The sequence below is a fragment of the Micromonospora sp. CNZ295 genome (assembly GCF_004217535.1).
This window is the reverse complement of the sequence record NZ_SHKZ01000001.1, coordinates 2,448,549-2,466,632: the sequence shown is the minus strand read 5'-3', so window position 1 is coordinate 2,466,632 and position 18,084 is coordinate 2,448,549. Positions and strand designations below refer to the sequence as shown.

General features: G+C 74.6%; 19 protein-coding genes. 9 read left to right on the top strand and 10 right to left on the bottom strand.

The window, feature by feature from the left end; genetic code table 11:
- The first annotated feature begins 45 nt into the window (after nucleotides 1–45).
- Both EV376_RS11745 and EV376_RS11740 read left to right on the top strand, forming a co-directional pair.
- Entirely contained in the window at nucleotides 46–279 is a 234-nt protein-coding gene (locus EV376_RS11745; RefSeq protein ID WP_130322597.1) for an Lrp/AsnC ligand binding domain-containing protein, read from the top strand.
- A gap of 9 nt (nucleotides 280–288) precedes the next feature.
- On the top strand, nucleotides 289–924 hold the full coding sequence (locus EV376_RS11740; RefSeq protein ID WP_130322595.1) for a DUF3515 family protein: 636 nt from the start codon (nucleotides 289–291) through the stop codon (nucleotides 922–924).
- Nucleotides 925–1,020: 96 nt separating this feature from the next.
- On the opposite strand, the gene EV376_RS11735 is transcribed toward EV376_RS11740, so the two are convergent.
- Nucleotides 1,021–2,127 carry a D-alanine--D-alanine ligase family protein gene (locus EV376_RS11735; protein WP_130322593.1) on the bottom strand — a complete coding sequence of 369 codons (1,107 nt, stop codon included), beginning with the start codon at nucleotides 2,125–2,127 and terminating at the stop codon, nucleotides 1,021–1,023.
- Between the two features lie 197 nt (nucleotides 2,128–2,324).
- Here EV376_RS11735 and EV376_RS11730 point away from each other — a divergent pair, with 197 nt between their 5' ends.
- A complete protein-coding gene (locus EV376_RS11730) occupies nucleotides 2,325–3,608 on the top strand; it encodes an ATP-binding protein (protein ID WP_130322591.1) in 1,284 nt (427 codons plus the stop codon).
- A gap of 51 nt (nucleotides 3,609–3,659) precedes the next feature.
- On the opposite strand, the gene EV376_RS11725 is transcribed toward EV376_RS11730, so the two are convergent.
- Entirely contained in the window at nucleotides 3,660–3,923 is a 264-nt protein-coding gene (locus EV376_RS11725; RefSeq protein ID WP_130322589.1) for a hypothetical protein, read from the bottom strand.
- Between the two features lie 229 nt (nucleotides 3,924–4,152).
- On the opposite strand from EV376_RS11725, the gene EV376_RS11720 reads away from it, so the two are divergent.
- Nucleotides 4,153–4,998: a Scr1 family TA system antitoxin-like transcriptional regulator gene (locus tag EV376_RS11720; protein WP_130322587.1), complete on the top strand. Its 846-nt coding sequence runs from the start codon at nucleotides 4,153–4,155 to the stop codon at nucleotides 4,996–4,998.
- Nucleotides 4,999–5,002: 4 nt separating this feature from the next.
- Nucleotides 5,003–5,203 carry a DUF397 domain-containing protein gene (locus EV376_RS11715; protein ID WP_130322585.1) on the top strand — a complete coding sequence of 67 codons (201 nt, stop codon included), beginning with the start codon at nucleotides 5,003–5,005 and terminating at the stop codon, nucleotides 5,201–5,203.
- 69 nt (nucleotides 5,204–5,272) lie between these two features.
- On the opposite strand, the gene EV376_RS11710 is transcribed toward EV376_RS11715, so the two are convergent.
- The 5 genes from EV376_RS11710 to EV376_RS11690 form a co-directional block, all read right to left on the bottom strand.
- Entirely contained in the window at nucleotides 5,273–6,325 is a 1,053-nt protein-coding gene (locus tag EV376_RS11710) for an ROK family protein (RefSeq protein ID WP_130322583.1), read from the bottom strand.
- A gap of 90 nt (nucleotides 6,326–6,415) precedes the next feature.
- The gene (locus tag EV376_RS11705) at nucleotides 6,416–7,168 is read right to left on the bottom strand and encodes a putative protein N(5)-glutamine methyltransferase (RefSeq protein WP_486482599.1); all 753 of its coding nucleotides are present in this window, start codon (nucleotides 7,166–7,168) and stop codon (nucleotides 6,416–6,418) included.
- A gap of 26 nt (nucleotides 7,169–7,194) precedes the next feature.
- A complete protein-coding gene (locus EV376_RS11700) occupies nucleotides 7,195–8,310 on the bottom strand; it encodes a cystathionine gamma-lyase (protein WP_130328620.1) in 1,116 nt (371 codons plus the stop codon).
- Between the two features lie 5 nt (nucleotides 8,311–8,315).
- The gene (locus EV376_RS11695; protein WP_130322579.1) at nucleotides 8,316–9,314 is read right to left on the bottom strand and encodes an NAD(P)H-dependent glycerol-3-phosphate dehydrogenase; all 999 of its coding nucleotides are present in this window, start codon (nucleotides 9,312–9,314) and stop codon (nucleotides 8,316–8,318) included.
- Nucleotides 9,315–9,390: 76 nt separating this feature from the next.
- Complete coding sequence (locus EV376_RS11690) at nucleotides 9,391–10,116, bottom strand: lysophospholipid acyltransferase family protein (RefSeq protein WP_130322577.1); 726 nt, start codon at nucleotides 10,114–10,116, stop codon at nucleotides 9,391–9,393.
- A 131-nt stretch (nucleotides 10,117–10,247) separates the two neighbouring features.
- Here EV376_RS11690 and cofC point away from each other — a divergent pair, with 131 nt between their 5' ends.
- From cofC to EV376_RS11670, 4 genes are read left to right on the top strand one after another with little or no spacing between them, the layout of a single operon-like run.
- Nucleotides 10,248–10,889, top strand: coding sequence for a 2-phospho-L-lactate guanylyltransferase (cofC, locus tag EV376_RS11685; RefSeq protein WP_130322575.1), 642 nt, complete (start codon nucleotides 10,248–10,250; stop codon nucleotides 10,887–10,889).
- A 10-nt stretch (nucleotides 10,890–10,899) separates the two neighbouring features.
- A complete protein-coding gene (locus EV376_RS11680) occupies nucleotides 10,900–11,097 on the top strand; it encodes a S1 domain-containing protein (protein WP_207228130.1) in 198 nt (65 codons plus the stop codon).
- 53 nt (nucleotides 11,098–11,150) lie between these two features.
- Entirely contained in the window at nucleotides 11,151–13,487 is a 2,337-nt protein-coding gene (locus tag EV376_RS11675; protein ID WP_130322571.1) for an RNA degradosome polyphosphate kinase, read from the top strand.
- Nucleotides 13,488–13,505: 18 nt separating this feature from the next.
- Nucleotides 13,506–14,405: an NUDIX hydrolase gene (locus EV376_RS11670; RefSeq protein WP_130322569.1), complete on the top strand. Its 900-nt coding sequence runs from the start codon at nucleotides 13,506–13,508 to the stop codon at nucleotides 14,403–14,405.
- A 39-nt stretch (nucleotides 14,406–14,444) separates the two neighbouring features.
- On the opposite strand, the gene EV376_RS11665 is transcribed toward EV376_RS11670, so the two are convergent.
- From EV376_RS11665 to leuD, 3 genes are all read right to left on the bottom strand, one after another.
- Nucleotides 14,445–16,511 (bottom strand): endonuclease/exonuclease/phosphatase family protein, encoded by a 2,067-nt coding sequence (locus tag EV376_RS11665; protein ID WP_130322567.1) that lies wholly within the window; start codon nucleotides 16,509–16,511, stop codon nucleotides 14,445–14,447.
- A 197-nt stretch (nucleotides 16,512–16,708) separates the two neighbouring features.
- Nucleotides 16,709–17,311 carry an HU family DNA-binding protein gene (locus tag EV376_RS11660; protein WP_130322565.1) on the bottom strand — a complete coding sequence of 201 codons (603 nt, stop codon included), beginning with the start codon at nucleotides 17,309–17,311 and terminating at the stop codon, nucleotides 16,709–16,711.
- Between the two features lie 173 nt (nucleotides 17,312–17,484).
- Nucleotides 17,485–18,072 carry a 3-isopropylmalate dehydratase small subunit gene (gene leuD / locus EV376_RS11655; protein ID WP_130322563.1) on the bottom strand — a complete coding sequence of 196 codons (588 nt, stop codon included), beginning with the start codon at nucleotides 18,070–18,072 and terminating at the stop codon, nucleotides 17,485–17,487.
- Nucleotides 18,073–18,084: the final 12 nt, after the last annotated feature.

The following is an 18,084-nucleotide window of genomic DNA, read 5'->3' as shown; positions in this document are numbered from 1 at the left end:
TCCCTTCGGGCCGCTCACGCAGCGGCGACGGACGGAGGTCTAGTCGTGGTTCAGGCGTACATCCTCATCCAGACAGAGGTCGGCCGCGCGCGTGACGTGGCCGGTGAGATCGCGGAAATCCCCGGCGTGGCCCGCGTCGACGCCGTCACCGGGCCCTACGACGTGGTCGTCCTCACCGAGGCGAACACCGTCGACGAACTCGGCAAACTCATCGTCAGCAAGGTGCAGATGGTGCCCGGCATCACCCGCACCCTCACCTGTTCGGTGGTGCGCCTGTAAGTGGACAAGATGACCGACTCCTCCGTGGCCGACGCCACCCCGGACGAGACCGCCGCGCCCGCGGGCCCGGAGCGGCCCGGCCGGGACCGGACCAGCCGGGGTGCCGCCCTGATCGCGACGGCGGTCGCGCTGCCGGTGACCGTGCTGGTCGGCGTGCTGGCGTTCGCCCGCCTCGCCCCCGACCAGCCGGCGACCGAGCCGAGCCCGTCGGCGAGCGCGCCCCGGGCGCAGGCCACCGCGCCCGTCGAGATGGCCGCCCCGGCCCTGGCCGAACGCCCCGCCGTCGTCTGCCGCGCCCTGCTCTCCCAGTTGCCGTCGACCATCCGGGACCTCCCGCAGCGGCCGGTCACCGCCGGCGCCGAGCAGAACGCCGCGTACGGCGACCCGGCGGTCACGGTCGCCTGCGGCGGCCCCGAGCCGACCGTGGGCGCCACCGACCATCTCTGGATGGTCAACCAGGTCTGCTGGCACGGCGTCGAGTCGGGCGACGCGATGGTGCTCACCACCGTCGACCGGGAGACCGCCGTGACGGTCCGGGTCCCGAACGACTACCAGCCGCCGCTGCAGTGGGTGTCCGAGATCTCGGACACGATCGTCGCCTCCGTCCCCTCCGGCGGCGACGCCCCGAGCGGCTGCCAGGGCTGAGCCGGACGCCACCACCCGGCGCCGGCACCACCCCGCGCCGGCGCCGTCGCGCACCTTCCCTGAAAGTGCGGCCTCGATTCCGACAGCGCCGGTGGCTCAGTGCAGGCCGACGCCGCGGTGCAGCGCGGTGCGGATGAGGCGGTTGACGAGCTTCGGGTACTCCAGGCCGGCGGCCGCCCACATCCGGGGGAACATCGACGACGGCGTGAAGCCGGGCATCGTGTTGATCTCGTTGAGGTAGACGTCCAGCTCCGGGGTGACGAAGAAGTCCACCCGGGCCAGGCCGGCGCAGTCGAGCGCGGTGAAGGCGCGGACCGCGTACTCCTGGACCTGACGGGCCACCCGCTCGGGCAGGCCGGCCGGGATGTCGTACTCGCAGGCGGACTCGGCGTCGATGTACTTCGCCTCGAAGTCGTAGAAGTCGTAGTCGCCGACGACCCGGACCTCGGCGAGCACGGACGCCTCCGGCGCACCGCCGGCCTCGCCCTCGAGCACGCCGCACTCGATCTCCCGGCCGATCACCGCGCCCTCGACGAGCACCTTGGGGTCGATCTGCCGGGCGACGGCGACCGCGTCGTCCAGGTCCGCCCAGTCGCTGACCTTGGTGATTCCGAAGGACGAGCCGGCCCGCGAGGGCTTGACGAAGACCGGCAGGCCGAGACGCTCCTTGTCCTCCTCGCTGAGCGTCATGCCGCTGCGCAGGACCGCGTACGGGCCGACCGGGATGCCCTCGGCGGCGCAGAGCTTCTTGGTGAACTCCTTGTCCATCGCGGCGGCGGAGGCGAAGACGTTCGCCCCGACGTACGGGATACCGGCCATCTCCAGCATCCCCTGGATGGTGCCGTCCTCGCCGTACGCGCCGTGCAGGACCGGGAAGACCACGTCCACGTCGGCGAGTGCCCGGGGCCCCTCGGCCGGGTCGAGCACCATGAGCCCGTTGCCGGTCGGGTCGGCGCGCAGCACGATGTCGGCGCCGGACTCGGCGGTGATCTCCGGCAGGCGCCGCGAGTTGATCGCGAGCTGACCCGGATCGCCGCTGGTCAGGACCCACTGGCCGGCGCGGGTGATGCCCACCGGGACCACCTCGTACTCGTCCGGGTCGAGCGCCGCCAGCACGCTGCCGGCGCTGACGCAGGAGATGCCGTGCTCCGGGCTGCGTCCGCCGAAGACGATCGCCACGCGGGTCCTGCCTGGGGTGGTCATCGGCCCTCACCTCTTCGTCGGCTCGTCGGGTCCGCCGGTCCGCTCACCCGGTTGACCTTACTGTGCGTGGCGAGAGTCGGCGGCCGATACCCGGGGAGAGCCCTGGCGGTCAGCAACCGGTCGATGCGGCATACACGGTGGGTAACCGGACGTCCGGGACCACCACAGCCCGCCGCGGCCGTTACGCTGCTCGTCCTATGAGCTCCGACGCCCTCATCGACTCGCTCTCGGCGGCCCTGGACGCCCGCCCGGACGACCTGCCGCTCCGCCTGCACCTCGCCGCGCTGCTGCTGGACGCGGGCCGCAGCGGCGAGGCGATCGCGCAGGTCGGCCAGGCGCTCGCCCGGGACCCGGGCAACGGCCAGGCGCAGGCGCTCATGCAGCGGGCGCTGACGGGCTCCGTACCCCCGCCGGCAGCGACCGCGGCACCGCCCGCGGACGGGACGGCCGGTCCGCGGCCGCCGGCGCAGCGCACGGGCGGTACGGCCGGCGCGGCGGCCGATCCACTCGCCGCCTACGAACAGGAGCTGGCGGACGTCGTCCCGCCGCGCTTCGCGCCGGCCGGCGACGAGCCCGAGCCGGTGGAGGGGCACGCCGACCGGATCTACGACGTCGAGGTCGCGGGGATCCGGCTGGCCGACGTCGGCGGGATGGCGGCCGTCAAGGAGCGGCTCGAGCTGGCCTTCCTCGGCCCGCTCCGCAATCCGCAGCTGCGGAAGATGTACGGCAAGAGCCTGCGCGGCGGCCTGCTGCTCTACGGGCCGCCGGGCTGCGGCAAGACCTTCCTGGCCCGCGCGGTCGCCGGCGAGATGGGCGCCAGGTTCATCTCGCTGTCGATCGTGGACGTGCTGGACATGTGGCTGGGCAACTCGGAACGCAACCTGCACGAGCTGTTCCAGGCGGCCCGCCGCAACGCGCCCTGCGTGCTTTTTTTGGACGAGGTCGACGCGCTCGGGCACAAGCGCTCGCAGGTCAGCTCGAGTTCGATGCGGACGCTCGGCAACCAGTTGCTGGCCGAACTGGACGGCATGGAGGGCAACAACGAGGGCGTCTTCGTGCTCGCGGCCACCAACACGCCGTGGGACGTGGACCCGGCGCTGCGCCGTCCCGGGCGCCTCGACCGGGTGGTGCTGGTGCTGCCGCCGGACCCCGAGGCGCGCCGGTCCATCCTGGAGTACCACCTGCGGGAGCGCCCGATCGCCGGCATCGACCTGCGCCGGGTGGTCGCCGCCACGGAGGACTTCTCCGGCGCGGACCTGGCGCACCTGTGCGAGACGGCCGCCGAGTTCGCGATGGCCGACTCGGTGCGCACCGGCGAGGTACGGATGATCGAGCAGCGCGACCTGGAGCGGGCGCTGAAGGAGGTCCGGCCGTCGACGCGGCCGTGGCTGGCCACCGCCCGCAACGTGGCGATGTTCGCCAACGAGGGCGGCGTCTACGACGACCTGGTCGCGTACCTGAAGCAGCGCAAGCTGCTCTGAGCGGCGCGTGGGGACGGCCCGGCGGGTTCCGGCAGCCCGCCGGGCCGTCGGCTATCCGCGGGCGTTCCGCCGGCCGATGGCGATCACCTTGACCCGCTGCCGGCCCGCCCGAACCATGCCCAGCGCCATGAACGCTCCCGCGATGCGGTCGGCCGCCTCACGGCTGCTCGCGCCCACCACCTGACGCCGCCGCTCCGGGCTGCTGCGCTCGTCGCGGCCACCGTCGTCGGGACGCACGTCCGTGAGCACCACCAGGAAGCGGGTCAGCGCCGTGCCGTTGGCGCGCTCGTTTCGGGGCTGCTGGGCAGTACGCACGTCGAGTCCCTTCGGGTGGCGGGCCACCGGGCGTGGCACGCGGCGATCGGGTACGGGGGAGAAACCCGATCGCCGCGCGCCCCATCCCCTCCGGTCACTCACCGCCGCCGTCGCCACGACAACCGCCGGTGAGGACTTGATGACAGATTGGCATCAAGACGCCCGTGAATGCAACTCTCAACCGCGTTCTCTCATGTACAGCTTCCCAGAGATGTGCGAGGATCGATCCATGGCACCGAAGACCGCGCGCGCCCGCCGGCTCGGCATCGCGCTGCGCACCCACCGGGAGGCCGCCGGCCTCACCCTGGAGGCCGCGGCGGACGAGATCAACAGCACCCGCAGCACGCTGTCCCGCTACGAGAACGCGCAGACGCTGGTGAGCCCGGCGACCGTCCGGGCCCTGCTGACCCTCTACGGCGTCGCTCCGGACGAGGTGGCGGCGGCCGTGCAGCTCGCCAAGGACGCGCGCAAGCCCGGCTGGTGGGTGTCCTACTCGTACCTGCTCGACCGGCGCACCATCGACTTCATCGCGCTGGAGGCCGAGGCCACCGGCATCGCCAACTTCGAGCCCTCGGTGGTGCCCGGGCTGCTCCAGACCGCCGACTACGTCCGCGGCGTGATGCGGGGCGGCCCGCACACCCTGCCGGACGACGAGGTCGAGCAGCGGGTGCAGTTCCGGCTCGACCGGCAGCAGCGCCTCACCGCCGCCGACCCGCCGATCTTCGACGCCATCATCGACGAGGGCGCGCTGCTACGGCCGGTGGGCGACCGGACGGTGATGGAGGCGCAGCTCCAGCACCTGCTGAAGATGGGCGAGCTGCCGAACGTCACCGTCCAGGTGATCCCGCTGGCCGCCGGCTACCACCGGGGCACCCGGGGTTCCCTGCACATCCTGGAGTTCGCCGACCCCGAAGACCCGCTCATCGCCTCGGTGGAGACCGTCGCCGGCCAGATGGTCCTCGACCGGCCGGCCGACCTGCGTACCTGCACCAAGATCATGGAGCACCTGCGGAGCGTGGCCCTCAGTCCGGCCGCCAGTCGCGACCAGCTCCGGCAACTCATGAAGGGACGGTAGGACGATGACCCCGACGATCAGCACGGAGCTGGCCCGGGCCGGATGGCGCAAGAGCAGCCACAGCGGCGACGAGGGGGCGTGCGTCGAGATCGCGACGCTGCCCCGCACGGTGGGCGTCCGGGACTCGAAGGACCCGGACGGCCCGGTGCTGCTCTTCGCGGCGGACGCCTGGGCGGCCTTCGCCGCCGCGCCACCCCGCGGCTGACCACGGACCGGTCGGGCGGCGGCATCCAGGTCCCGCCGCCGCCCGACCCGCCGGGGCCGAGCCCGCGCCTCAGCCGTTCACCAGCGGTTCCGGCGCCGGCTCGGCCCGCAGCGCCTCCAGCGCCGCGATGGCCACGCCGCGGGCACCGGCCATGTCCCGGTCGGGCACCAGGGCGAACGTCGCCACGGCGGCCTGCTCCTCCCGCAGCACCGTGTGCTCCCGGACGGTGGCGAGGAACCAGTCGCGGAACGCCGATGCCGCCTCCACCACACCGCCCCCGACGAAGTACGCGTGCGGGTCGGTGAAGTTGGCGGCGAGGGTGAACAGCCGGCCGATCGCCATCGCCTGTTGGGTGAAGATCTCCCGGGCCAGCGGGTCGCCCTGCTCGCCGAGCCCACGGACCAGCTTCGCCGCCCGCGCCGCCGGCTCCCCGGCCAGCGGGTGTCCCGGAAAGCGGGTCAGCCAGTACGGCAGCAGGTTGCGCGCGATGCCGGTCAGGGACGCGACGCTCTCCGCGTCCCCGACGAAACCGCAGGCGCAGACCGGCTCCGGCTGGCCGGGGGCGAGCAGCCCGGTGAGCGGCAGGTGCACGTGCCCAAGTTCCCCCGCCATCCCGGCCGCCCCGGCGATCACCCGGCCGCCCTCGACCAGCCCGCCACCGAGACCGGTGCCGACGATCGCGGACACCGACGAGCGGCCCATCGCGTGCCCGCCGAAGTACGTGTGGTGCGCGTAGAGCGCGGCGGCGTTGCCGTCGTTGAGGTACACCACCGGCAGGCCGAGCCGCCGCTCCAGGGCTCCGCGCACGTCGTACCCCCGCCAGGCCGGCTGCGCGAAGTTGGTCGAGCCGCGCGACGAGATCACGCCGGCGGCGCTGGCCGGCCCGGGCGTGTCCAGCCCCACGGCGCGGACCAGGCCGCGCGGCACGCCGGTGGCCGCCAGCGCGCCGTCGAAGGCGCGCGCGAGGGCCTCGATCGCCGCCTCCGGACCCGCCTGCACCTCGCTCGGCGTCTCCATCAGGCCGTCCACCAGGAACCGCCCGTCCACGGCCAGGACGGTGGCGTTGTTGCTGGTGCCGCCGCTGTCCAGGCCGACGACCACCGGCACCCCTAGGCTGCCCACCGCGCCCTCCCACCCTCGAGACGATGACGCGAGGCTAGTTCCCGTACGGCCGCTCCGCCACGCCCACCTCCGCCCCGGGGTGGGGCGGGGTCAGGTGGGATGGCGGGCGGTCAGGACGACGGCGTCGAGGGTCTCGTCGCGGAGCACCGTGGGTGCCAGTCCGGCGTCGGACAGCACCGCCGTCAGCGCCGTCACCTGGCTCTCGCCGGCCTCCACGACCAGCTGCCCGCCGGGCGCCAGCCAGCGCGTTGCGCCCGCCGCGACCCGGCGCAGCACGGCCAGCCCGTCCGGGCCACCGTCGAGCGCCACAGGCGCCTCGTGCAGCCGCGCCTCCGGCGGCATCAGGCCGACCGCGTCCGTCGGCACGTACGGCGCGTTCGCCACCACGAGATCCAGCCGGCCGCGCCACGCCTCGGGCAACGGGTCGAACAGGTCACCGGCGAAGACCGGTACGCCGCGCCGGGCCAGGTTCCGCCGGGCGCACACCACCGCGGCCGGGTCGACGTCCACCGCGGCGTGGAAGCGGGGCGCGAGCCGCTCGGCGAGCAGCACGCTCAACGCGCCGGAGCCGCAGCACAACTCCACCACGGCCGGCTCCGGGCCGGTCACCGCGACCGCCGCCGTCACCAGCAGCAGGCTGCGCGCCCGCGGCACGAACACACCGGGATCCACGGCGACCCGGACCCCGCCGAACTCGGCCCAGCCCAGCAGGTGCTCCAGCGGCTGCCCGGCCACCCGGCGGTCGACCAGGTCGGCGAGCGCCTCCGGGCTGTCGGCGGCGGTCAGCAGCAGCCCCGCCTCCTCTTCGGCGTAGACGCACCCGGCGGCGCGCAACCGGCGCACCAGGGCCGCTCGATCCCCCGCCACCGTCACCGGCGGGTGGCGTCCAGTGCGGCGGTGACGTCGGCCACCAGGTCGACGGTGTCCTCGATGCCGCAGGAGAAGCGGACGAAGCCGGGCGCCGTGTCGTCACCCCACTGGGCCCGCCGGTCCGCGCTGGTGTGCAGGCCACCGAACGACGTGGCCGCCGCCACCAGCCGGGCGGCGCCGAGGAACCGGGCGACCCGGTCGGCGTCGCCGAGGTCGAACGAGAGCACGCCCGGCATCCGTCGCATCTGGATCGACGCCACCGGGAACGCCGGGTCCCCGGGCAGCCCGGGCCAGCGCACCCCGGTCACGTCCGGACGGCTGAGCAGCAGCGAGGCGAGCGCCTCGGCGTTCGCGGTCTGCCGGGCCAGGCGCAGGTCGAGCGTGGCCAGCGAGCGGTGCGCGAGCCAGGCGTCGAAGGCCCCCGGGATCGCACCGGCGATGTTCCGCCATCCCGTGACCGCCTCCAGCAACCGCGCCGAGCGGGTGGCGACGTACCCGAGCAGCAGGTCGGAGTGGCCGGTGAGGGCCTTGGTGCCGGAGGCCACCACCAGGTCGGCGCCGAGGTCCAGCGGGCGCTGCCCGAGCGGGGTGGCGGTGGTGTTGTCCACCGCCAGCAGGGCGCCCGCCGCCCGGGCCCGGTCCGCCAGCGCGCGCACGTCGACGACGTCCAGGCCGGGGTTGGCCGGGGTCTCCACGAGCACCAGGCGTACGCCTTCGAGGTCCGGGTACGGCCCGGCGGTCGGCGCGAAGAGCACCCGGACCCCGATGCCGGCCAGAGTGTCCGTGGCGAAGGCCCGCAGCGGGTAGTAGCCGTCGGCCGGGAGCAGCACCGAGTCCCCGGGGCGCAACACGGTCAGCAGCACCCCGGTGATCGCCGCCTGCCCGCTGGCGAAGACGCGGCAGTCGCCGCCCTCCAGCTCACCGATCGCCGCCTCCAGCAGCCGCCGGGTGGGGTTGTCCGGCCGGCCGTAGCCGTTCGGCGCCGCGGCCGGCCCCACCGCCGGGTCGAGATGGTACGGCGCGGCGAGGACCGGACCGGGCAGGAAGGGCTGCCCGGGCTCGGCGGCCGGCAGCCCGGCGTGCACGCAGCGGGTGCCGTCGTGGTCGGAAGTCATGTCGGTCACTCCGGCTTCGTCGTGCGGCTCATCAGCGCCTGCACCGCCCGCCGCGGGTCGACGCCCTCGTGGCAGACCAGCTCCACCTGCTCGGTGATCGGCATCTCCACCCCGTGCGCCCGGGCCAGGTCGCGGATCGCCAGGGCGCTCTTGACGCCCTCGGCGGTCTGCCGGGTGGCGATCCGAGCCTCCTCGAGGGTCGCGCCCCGGCCCAGATGCTCGCCGAAGGTGCGGTTGCGGGCCGACGGGGACGAGCAGGACGCCACCAGGTCGCCCATGCCGGCCAGGCCGGCGAAGGTGAGCGGGTCGGCACCGAGCGCGACGCCCAGCCGGGCGGTCTCGGCCAGGCCCCGGGTGACCAGCATGGCCCGGGTGTTGTGGCCGAAGCCCATCGCGGTCGCGATGCCGTACGCGAGGGCGATCACGTTCTTCACCGCGCCGCCCAGCTCGCAGCCGGTCACGTCGTCGTTGGTGTACGGGCGGAAGTACGGCGTGGTGATCGCCCCCTGCACGAGCGTCGCCCGGTCGACGTCGGTGCAGGCGACGACCGTGGCGGCGGGCTGCCCGGCGGCGATCTCCGGGGCGAGGTTCGGGCCGGAGACCACCACCACCCGGTCCGCCGCCACGTTCGCGGTCTCCACGATGACCTCGCTCATCCGCTTGGTCGTGCCGAGCTCGATGCCCTTCATCAGGGAGACCAGCGTGGCGTCCGGGTGCAGGTGCGGCGCCCAGCCGGCGAGGTTGCCGCGCAGCGTCTGCGACGGCACCGCGAGCACCACCAGCTCGGCACCCTCGATGGCCGCCACGGCGTCCCCGGTCGCGGTGACCCGCTCGGGGAGCACCAGCCCCGGCAGGTACTCCGGGTTGCGCCGCTCGGCCCGGATCACGTCCGCGACCGGCTGCCGACGGGCCCAGATGGTGACGTCCCGGCCCGCGTCGGCGAGGATCTTGGCGAAGGCGGTGCCCCAGGACCCGGCCCCCAGCACCGCCACATGCCCGCTCATGCCGGCCCTCCGCTTTGCTCCGTGCCGTCATGAGGCACCACGGCGCTGCGCTGATGATTCACTCGCTGACACTCGCTCATGCCTGGCCTCCGCTGCGCTGGACGCGGCCGGGGCGCTCCCACAGCGGGGGCGGACTCTCCTGCCGGATCTCGGCCAGCAGGTCACGCAGGCTCAGCATGATCTCGTCGGTCATCCCCTCGAGCACCGCCTTCGTCGCGGTGGCGCCCGTCCACCGGCTCAGGTCTACCGGCGGCCCGGCGACCACGGTCACCGGGATGCGCGGGCGGAGGCTCAGCCGGGTCGTCCGCGGGTCGAACATCCGCTCCGGACCCCACATGGCCACCGGGATGACCGGGGCGCCGGTGGCCAGCGCGAGCCGCGCCGCGCCGGTCTTGCCCTTCATCGGCCACAGCTCGGGCTCCCGGGTCGTGGTGCCCTCCGGGTAGATCACCACCGCGCCGCCCTTGTCCAGCGCCGCGACCAGGGCGTCCAACGACTTCACCGCGTCGACCGTGCCGCGCTCGACCGGGATCTGCCGGCAGCGGTGCAGGATCCAGCCGATCAGCGGCACCCGGAACACGCTGGCCTTGCCGAGGAACTGCGGCCACCGCCCGGAGTCGTAGATGAAGTGCGCGGCGACCAGCGGGTCGGCGTGCGAGATGTGGTTCGGCACGATGATCACGCCGCCCGGGCGCCGCAGTTGCTCCATGCCGCGCCAGGTGCGCCGCGTCCAAACGGTCAACACGGGCTTGACGAGCACCACGGCGACCCGTGGCCAGAACCCGATCCTGCGCCGCGCCACCGCGCCTCCTCCTGCCGCCGTACGACCCCGCCGGTCCACCCTGCCCTGGGGGAACCCGCGAGGTGAAATCATGCCTGCTCGCCCTGGGTCCGGCCAGTGAGGGGTCCCGCCCCGGCTGGCAGGATGGCGGGGTGACCCAGGTGTGGACCGTGGTGGTGCCGGTGAAGCGGCTGGGAGTCGCCAAGAGCCGGCTTCGCGGCGCGCTGCCGGGCGTACCCCATGCGGAGCTGGCGCTGGCGCTGGCGGCCGACACGGTCGGCGCGGTGCTGGCCTGCCCGGCCGTCGCCGAGGTGCTGGTCGTCACCGACGACCCGCGGGTGGCGGCGGAGGCCGCCGCCACGGGAGCCCGGGTGCTGCCGGACCGCCCCGCCGCCGGCCTCAACGCCGCCCTCCGGCACGGCGCGTCGGCCGCCGGGACCGGCTGGGTCGCCGGCCTCACCGCCGACCTGCCCGCGCTGCGTCCGGTCGAGCTGGCGGCGGCGCTGCGGGCGGCGGAGACAGGCGAGACCCGCCGCTACGTCCCCGACGCGCCGGGCGATGGCACGGCGCTGCTCGCCGCGCCGCCCGGCGTACCCCTGGATCCCCGCTTCGGCCCCGGCTCGGCGGCGGCGCACGCGGCCAGCGGGGCGCTCGCCCTCCTCGGCACCTGGCCGAGCCTGCGCCGCGACGTCGACACGGCGGACGACCTGGCCGCCGCGGCCCGGCTCGGGCTGGGGCCCCGCACGGCCGCGCTGCGTGCCGCGGCGGCCCCGGCGGGTGGGCGGCCGGTGTAGCGTGCCGGTCATGCAGGGCACGGTGGCCACCTACGACGCGGCGACCCGCAGCGGCGTCCTCCTCCTCGACGACGGCACGGAGCTGGCGTTCCCGGCGCGGGCGTTCGACGCCTCCGGGCTGCGGCTGCTCCGGCTCGGTCAGCGGGTACGCGTCGAGACCGACGAGACCGGCGCGGTGGTGCGCGTGACGTTGCCGACGATGGCCTGAGCCGCCCGGCGAAGTTCATTCTGCGTCCGGCCGGCGCGGGTGATGATTGCTGGGTGAGCACCCCTCGCGAGCAGCCCGATCCGCCCGCCGCCACCCGACCGGCCGAGTCGGGCGACGGCACCCGCCCGCGTGGCGCCGACGACGGCTTTCGCGCCGCCCGCTCCACCGACACCGCCGACGCGCACCCCGACCCGGCCGGCACCGACGCCGCCGCCGCGTCGGCGGGCCTGGAGGAGGTGCTGGATCCGCCGTCCGCGCGCGCCGCGCCGCCAGCCGCTCCAGCCGCTCCGGCCGCTCGGGCCGAGGACGAGCCGCCCGCCGTCGAACCGCTGCCCGAGGACCGCTTCCTCAACCGGGAGCTCTCCTGGCTGGACTTCAACGCCCGGGTCCTCGCGCTCGCCGAGGACCCGCGCACGCCCCTGCTGGAGCGGGCGAAGTTCCTCGCCATCTTCGCCAGCAACCTGGACGAGTTCTACATGGTGCGGGTGGCCGGGCTCAAGCGCCGGCTCTCCGCCGGCCTACCGGTCCGCGGCGGCGACCGGCTGCCACTGCGCACCCAGCTCGAACTGGTCGCCGAGAAGACCGCGGCGCTGGTCACCCGGCACGCCGCGTGCTTCGTCGACGACGTGCTGCCGAGGCTGGCCGAGGCGGACGTCCGGATCCTGGGCTGGGGCGAGCTGGACGACCCCGAGCGCGAGCGGCTGCGTACGTACTTCCGTGCGCAGATCTTCCCGGTGCTCACCCCGCTGGCGGTCGACCCGGCGCACCCGTTCCCGTACATCTCCGGGCGGTCGCTGAACCTGGCGGTGTCGGTCCGCGACCCGGACGGCGGGTCGGAGCTCTTCGCCCGGGTGAAGGTGCCCAACAACGTGCCCCGGTTCGTCCGGGTCGACCGGGACCGGCCGGGCGTCCGGGTGCTGCCGGTCGAGGACCTGATCTCGGTGCACCTGGGCCAGCTCTTCTCCGGCATGCAGGTGGTGGAGTGCCACCTGTTCCGGGTGACCCGCAACGCCGAGGTGGAGGTCGACGAGGACCGCGACGAGGACCTGCTCCAAGCCCTCGAACGGGAACTGGCGCGGCGCCGCTTCGGCCCGCCGGTACGGCTGGAGGTCGCCACCTCCATCTCCGACCACATGCTCGACCTGCTCGTCCGCGAGCTGGACATGGACGCCCAGGACGTCCTGCGGGTGCGCGGCCTGCTCGACCTGTCGGCGCTCTGGCAGCTGTACGGCGAGGCCGACCGGCCGGACCTCAAGGACCCGCCGTTCGTGCCGGCCACCCACCCGCGGCTCACCGAGGGCGAGGTGCCCCGGAGCGTCTTCGCCACCCTGCGCGACGGCGATGTGCTGGTGCATCACCCGTACCACTCGTTCGCCACCAGCGTGCAGCGCTTCATCGAGCAGGCGGCCGCCGACCCGGACGTGCTGGCCATCAAGCAGACCCTCTACCGCACCAGCGGCGACTCCCCCATCGTCGACGCGCTGGTCGACGCGGCCGCCGCCGGCAAGCAGGTGGTGGTGCTGGTCGAGCTGAAGGCCCGGTTCGACGAGGTCGCCAACATCGGCTGGGCCCGTACGCTGGAGCGCGCCGGCTGCCACGTCGTCTACGGCCTGGTGGGTCTCAAGACGCACTGCAAGACGGCGCTGGTGGTCCGCCAGGAGGGCAACCAGATCCGCCGCTACTGCCACATCGGCACCGGCAACTACCACCCGAAGACCGCCCGGCTCTACGAGGACCTCGGCATGCTCACCGCCGACCCGGAGATCGGCGCCGACCTGACCGACCTGTTCAACGTGCTCACCGGCTACAGCCGGCAGACCGCGTTCCGGCGGCTGCTGGTCGCGCCGCAGGGCGTCCGCAGCGGCCTGATCGAACGCATCGAGCGGGAGATCTCGCACGTCCGGCTCGGCGTGCCGGGGCTGGTGCAGTTCAAGGTGAACGCGCTGGTGGACGAGGAGATCACCGACGCGCTCTACCGTGCCTCGCGGGCGGGCGTCCACGTGGACCTGCTGATCCGCGGGATGTGCACGCTCCGCCCCGGGGTGCCCGGGCTGTCGGAGAACATCCGGGTCCGGTCGATCCTCGGCCGGTTCCTGGAGCACTCGCGGATCTTCCGGTTCGGCAACAACGGCGACGCCGAGTTCTGGATGGGCTCGGCCGACCTGATGCACCGCAACCTGGACCGCCGCGTCGAGGCGCTGGTCCGGGTCAGCGACCCGGTGGCCCGGGCCGAGCTGGACCACGTGCTGACCGCCGCGTTCAGCCCCGACGTGGCGGCGTTCGAGCTGGCCGCGGACGGCACCTGGCACCGGTGGACCGGCACCGGGGACGGACCCCCGACGCACCTCCAGGAACTCCTGCTGCGCCGCGTCGGCGGCACGGCCGGCTGACCGCCGTACGCTGACGGGATGGACGACGGCGACCCGGCGCGGGACGGCGAACCGGCCGGGATCCACGCGGCCGGCGGCGTGGTCTGGCGTCCCGGCCCGGATGGCGTCGAGGTCTGCCTGGTGCACCGGCCGAGGTACGGCGACTGGTCGCTGCCGAAGGGCAAGCTCGAACCGGGCGAGCACCCGCTGCGCGCCGCCGTACGCGAGGTGGCCGAGGAGACCGACGTGCGGGCGGTGCCGCAGGTGCGCCTGCCCGGCGCCGGCTACCGCAGCGAGGGCCGGCCGAAGGTGGTCGACTACTGGTCGATGCGGGCGGTCGCGAACGGCGGCTTCCAGCCCGGCACGGAGGTCGACGAGGTGCGCTGGGGCGCCGTCGACGAGGCGGTCCGGCTGGTCAGCTACCCCCACGACGCGGAGGTGCTCGCCGCCTTCGCGGCGCTGCCTCCGGTGACCGTGGCGCTCGTGCTGGTCCGGCACGGCCACGCCGGCATCCGGGGCACCTGGTCCGGTCCGGACAGCGGGCGGCCGCTGGACGCCGAGGGCTGGGCGCAGGCGCACGCGCTCGCGCCGCTGGTGGCGTTGGTCCACCCGGTACGCCTGCTCTCCGCGTCGGCGCGGCGCTGCGTGCAGACCCTCGACCCGGCGGCGGCGCTGCTCGACCTGCCCATCGAGGTGGACGGCGACCTGGACGAGCCCCGGCCCGGCCAGGACCGGGACGAGTGCGTGCTGGCCGCCGCGGCGCGGCTCGCCGCGCTCGGCGCGGCCGGCGAACCGGTGGCCGTGTGCAGCCAGGGCAAGGTGATCCCGGGTGCGCTGGAGCGCCTCACCGGCCGGCCGGACGACTTCACCACCCCGAAGGGCGGCGGCTGGCTGCTCGCCTTCTCCGGCGAGCGGCTCGTCGCCACCGACCGCCTGTAAGGGCCCCCTTCTTGACACCCACCGCCAACGGGCGGCGGCTCACGGCAGGGTCAACGTGACCGCGACCGGGAGATGGTCGCTGGCCGTGCCGGGCGGCGCGGCGGCGTCCGTGGCCGTGAGGCCGGGCGAGACGAAGACGTGATCGATCTCGGACCGCGGCTCGTCCGAAGGGCTGGTCGGCAGCGGGCGGGCAGGCGCCAGCGCGTCGACCAGGCCGGCGCGGGTGAACTCCGCGAACGCGGACGCCCCCGGCTCGGTGTTCATGTCCCCCGCGACCACCAGCGGCAGCCCGTCCGCGTAGTCGACGGCGAACGCGCTCACCTCGCGGGCCTGCACGACCGCCTCCCGCCCCGGCGGCGGTTGCAGGTGGGTGGCGACGACCGCGAGTCGGACACCCGCGCCCAGGTCGAGCGTGGTCCCCAGGACCTGCGCCCCGGTGGGCGCGCCGACCGCCGGCAGCCGCCGGGTCCGCGTACGCTCCAGCGGCCAGCGGCTGAGCACCGCGTCGCCCCAGAGCGGGTCGGCGGCCGGCGCGAACACGTACGGCATGTCGAGCCGTTCGGCCAGCAGGTCCAGCGTGTCGTGGCCGCCGTTGAGCAGCCAGCCCCGGTCGACCTCGCCCAGCACCACCACGTCGGCGTCGCGGCCCGCCCGCGCCAGCTCGTCCGGATCGAACCGCCCGTCCATGCCGAACCCCATGCGGATGTTGTAGGCGACCACCCGCACCCGCTCGGGCGGACCGTCCCGGTTGCTCGACACCAGCGGCTCATCGGTGGCCAGTGCCGCGATCAGCGCCAGCACCGCCGCGCCGGCGGCGACGCGGACCGGCGGCAGCGCCGGCGGGATCGGGGCGGTGACCGGCCCGGCGGCCAGCGCCGTCGCGGCGACCAGCACCGCCACCACCACCGGTACGGCGGCATTGGGGTAGCCGAGGTCATAGGCGGCGTAGTAGAGCACGGCCGCGAGGGCGAAGACGAGCATGCCGCCCACGGCGGCGTACGCCCGGCGGACCGCCGCCCCCACGTCGCCGGCCGGCCCGGTGTCCTCGGCCGCCCAGACGCCGTCGGCCGTCTCGGCGTCCGCCGCCGTCGCAATGGGCGTCCCCTCGTGGCCCGGCACCGGTGCGGTGGCGCTCTCCGCGCGTACCGCGGTGCCCTCGGCCGTGGCATCGGGGACCCCGGCGGCGCGCTGGTCCGCCGCACCGGCCAGCGCCAGGCAGCCGCCCAGGCCGACCGCGGTGAGCAGGACGGACGGCAGCAGCAGCTCGCCGCGACCGACGGCGAAGAGCACGGTGCCGACGAGCAGCGTCGCCGGCCCGAGCCAGCGGCCCGCCGTGCCCCGGGGCGGCGCGAGCGCGGCCAGCAGAAAGCCGCCGGCGGCCAGCGCGATCGGGGCCGCCCCGGCCAGCGGCACCGTCGCCACGCCGTCGGCGTCGTCGCGCAGCAGGCCGAACTGGTAACTCGACGCCGTACGGGCCACCGCGGGCGACAGGGCCACCATGCCGGCGAGCAGCAGCACCGGCCCGGCCAGCAGCCAGCCACGTACACCGCCGGGGCCGGCCGGCGCCCACCCGCCCGGACGGGGCCGGCCCGGCCCCCGCCCGGCCCGGGCGTGCAGGGCCACGAAGAGCAGGGCCGGGACGGCGGCGGCGAGCCACTGGATCCAGGGGCCGACACCCGCCGGGCGGTAGGTGTCCAGCGCGGTGTGCACGACGGCCGCGAGCACGAGCCCGAGAGCCCAGCCGGGCACCGACCGGTCGGTGCTGGCGGCGACGCCGGCCAGCCACACCAGTCCGGCGAACAGGCCGGCCGCGGCCAGCCAGAGCTGGAGCCCGCCGCCCGGTTGGCCGACGACGGCGAGCCGGAGGACGGCGAGCGCCACGGCGGCGGCGAGCGCCACCGGCCGGGCACCGAGCCGGCGGACCAGCGCCGGTACGCCGAGGGCGAGCACGAACCAGCCCAGCGCGAAGGCGCCCAGCAGCTCGGCCGGTGTCGACGCGGCCTGTCCGAAGATGGTGATGACCGCCGGCAGGAAGACCCGCAGCACGTCGGTCAGGAGGAGAACCCCGAGGGCCAGGGTGGCGGTGGTGAGGTGGCGGTAGCGCACGGGCTGCCTTTCGCCGACCGATCGTCCGGCGATTGTCCGGGAGGCGGGCGGTCCCGGTCAACGGGCGGTGGCCGGCCGTGGGCCCCGGGCGGGCGACGGCATGGACGGCCGGCCCGGTCGACGCCGGCCGTGGCCGGTCGACGGGCGTACGGCGAAGGGCGCCCACCGGACCGGTGGACGCCCTTCGTACGGCCGGATCAGCGCCGGGTAGCCGTCTTCTTGGCGGCCGACTTCTTCGCGGGGGCCTTCTTGGCCGCCGCGCTCCTGCTGGCCGCGGCGGTGGTCTTCTTCGCCGCCGTGGCCTTGGTCGCCGCGGCGCTCTTCTTCGCCGGGGCGGTCTTGGCCGTGGTCTTCTTCGCCACGGTCTTCTTCGCCGCGGTCTTCTTCGCCGGGGCGGCCTTGGTGGTGGCGCGCTTGGTCGCCTTCGCCGCCGCGGTCTTCTTGGCCGCGGCCCCGGTCGTCTTCGTCCCGGTCGCCTTCGCGGCGGCGGCGGTCTTCTTCGCCGCCGCCGTGGCCTTCGGCACCTTGCCGCTGGCCACCATCTCCTTGAACCCGGCGCCCGGCCGGAAGGTGGGGACGGAGGTCTTCTTGACCTTCACCGCCTCCCCGGTCCGCGGATTGCGCGCTGTTCGAGCACCCCGGACGCGCTTCTCGAACGCTCCGAATCCAGTGATCGCCACCTTCTCGCCCTTGGTGACCGCCGCCTGGACCTCAGCGAGGACCGCGTCGAGCGCGGCCGTCGCCGTCTTCCGGTCCCCCAGGCGAACGGCGAGCGCCTCGATGAGCTCGGCCTTGTTCACGACTTCCTCCCGAATGTGCAACTGACTCGACGCGAGCCATTCTGCGCGCACGGTATGCCCTGTGCTGGCGCTACACAAACATTCGGTGGAAAAAAGCCCTTGTGTCGCAACGGATTCGCCCCCGCCGGCGCGGCCGGCGGGGGCGACAATCCGCGTGGGTACGGCGTCTTCGACTATGCGACCGTCGGCAGGAACGACGGCCGGGACGCCTCGAAGGCGCTGATCTCGGCCTCGTGTCGGAGGGTGAGTCCAATGTCGTCCAAGCCCTCCATCAGCCGCCACCGGCTGAAGTCGTCGAGGGGGAACGACCAGGTGGCGTCTCCGAGCCGGACCTCCCGGGCGGTCAGGTCGACGGTGACCGGAGTCGTCGGGTCGGCCTCTACGCGGGCCCAGATCTCCTCGACGGCTTTCAATTCCAACTCGACCGGCAGCAGACCCTCCTTGAGGGCGTTGCCCCGGAAGATGTCACCGAAACGCGGGGCGATCACGGCGCGGAACCCCCAGTCCCGCAGGGCCCAGACGGCATGCTCGCGGGACGAGCCGGTGCCGAACTCGGGCCCGGCCACAAGAATCGACGCACCCGAATAGGAATGATCGTTGAGGACAAATTCCGGGTCCTCCCGCCACGCGCTGAACAACCCGTCCGCGAAACCCGTACGCGTCACCCGCTTGAGGTACACGGCCGGGATGATCTGATCGGTGTCCACGTTGGAACGGCGCAGCGGCACGGCGGTGCCGGTGTGGGTGGTGAACCTCTCCATCAACGGTGTCCC

Excerpts from the sequence above, each read along its gene's own strand:
- leuD (WP_130322563.1), bottom strand. The coding sequence starts at position 18,072 with ATGGAGAGGTTCACCACCCACACCGGCACCGCCGTGCCGCTGCGCCGT.
- EV376_RS11670 (WP_130322569.1), top strand. The coding sequence starts at position 13,506 with ATGGACGACGGCGACCCGGCGCGGGACGGCGAACCGGCCGGGATCCAC.
- EV376_RS11730 (WP_130322591.1), top strand. The coding sequence starts at position 2,325 with ATGAGCTCCGACGCCCTCATCGACTCGCTCTCGGCGGCCCTGGACGCC.
- EV376_RS11695 (WP_130322579.1), bottom strand. The coding sequence starts at position 9,314 with ATGAGCGGGCATGTGGCGGTGCTGGGGGCCGGGTCCTGGGGCACCGCC.
- EV376_RS11715 (WP_130322585.1), top strand. The coding sequence starts at position 5,003 with ATGACCCCGACGATCAGCACGGAGCTGGCCCGGGCCGGATGGCGCAAG.
- EV376_RS11700 (WP_130328620.1), bottom strand. The coding sequence starts at position 8,310 with ATGACTTCCGACCACGACGGCACCCGCTGCGTGCACGCCGGGCTGCCG.
- EV376_RS11680 (WP_207228130.1), top strand. The coding sequence starts at position 10,900 with ATGCAGGGCACGGTGGCCACCTACGACGCGGCGACCCGCAGCGGCGTC.
- EV376_RS11720 (WP_130322587.1), top strand. The coding sequence starts at position 4,153 with ATGGCACCGAAGACCGCGCGCGCCCGCCGGCTCGGCATCGCGCTGCGC.
- EV376_RS11735 (WP_130322593.1), bottom strand. The coding sequence starts at position 2,127 with ATGACCACCCCAGGCAGGACCCGCGTGGCGATCGTCTTCGGCGGACGC.
- EV376_RS11740 (WP_130322595.1), top strand. The coding sequence starts at position 289 with ATGACCGACTCCTCCGTGGCCGACGCCACCCCGGACGAGACCGCCGCG.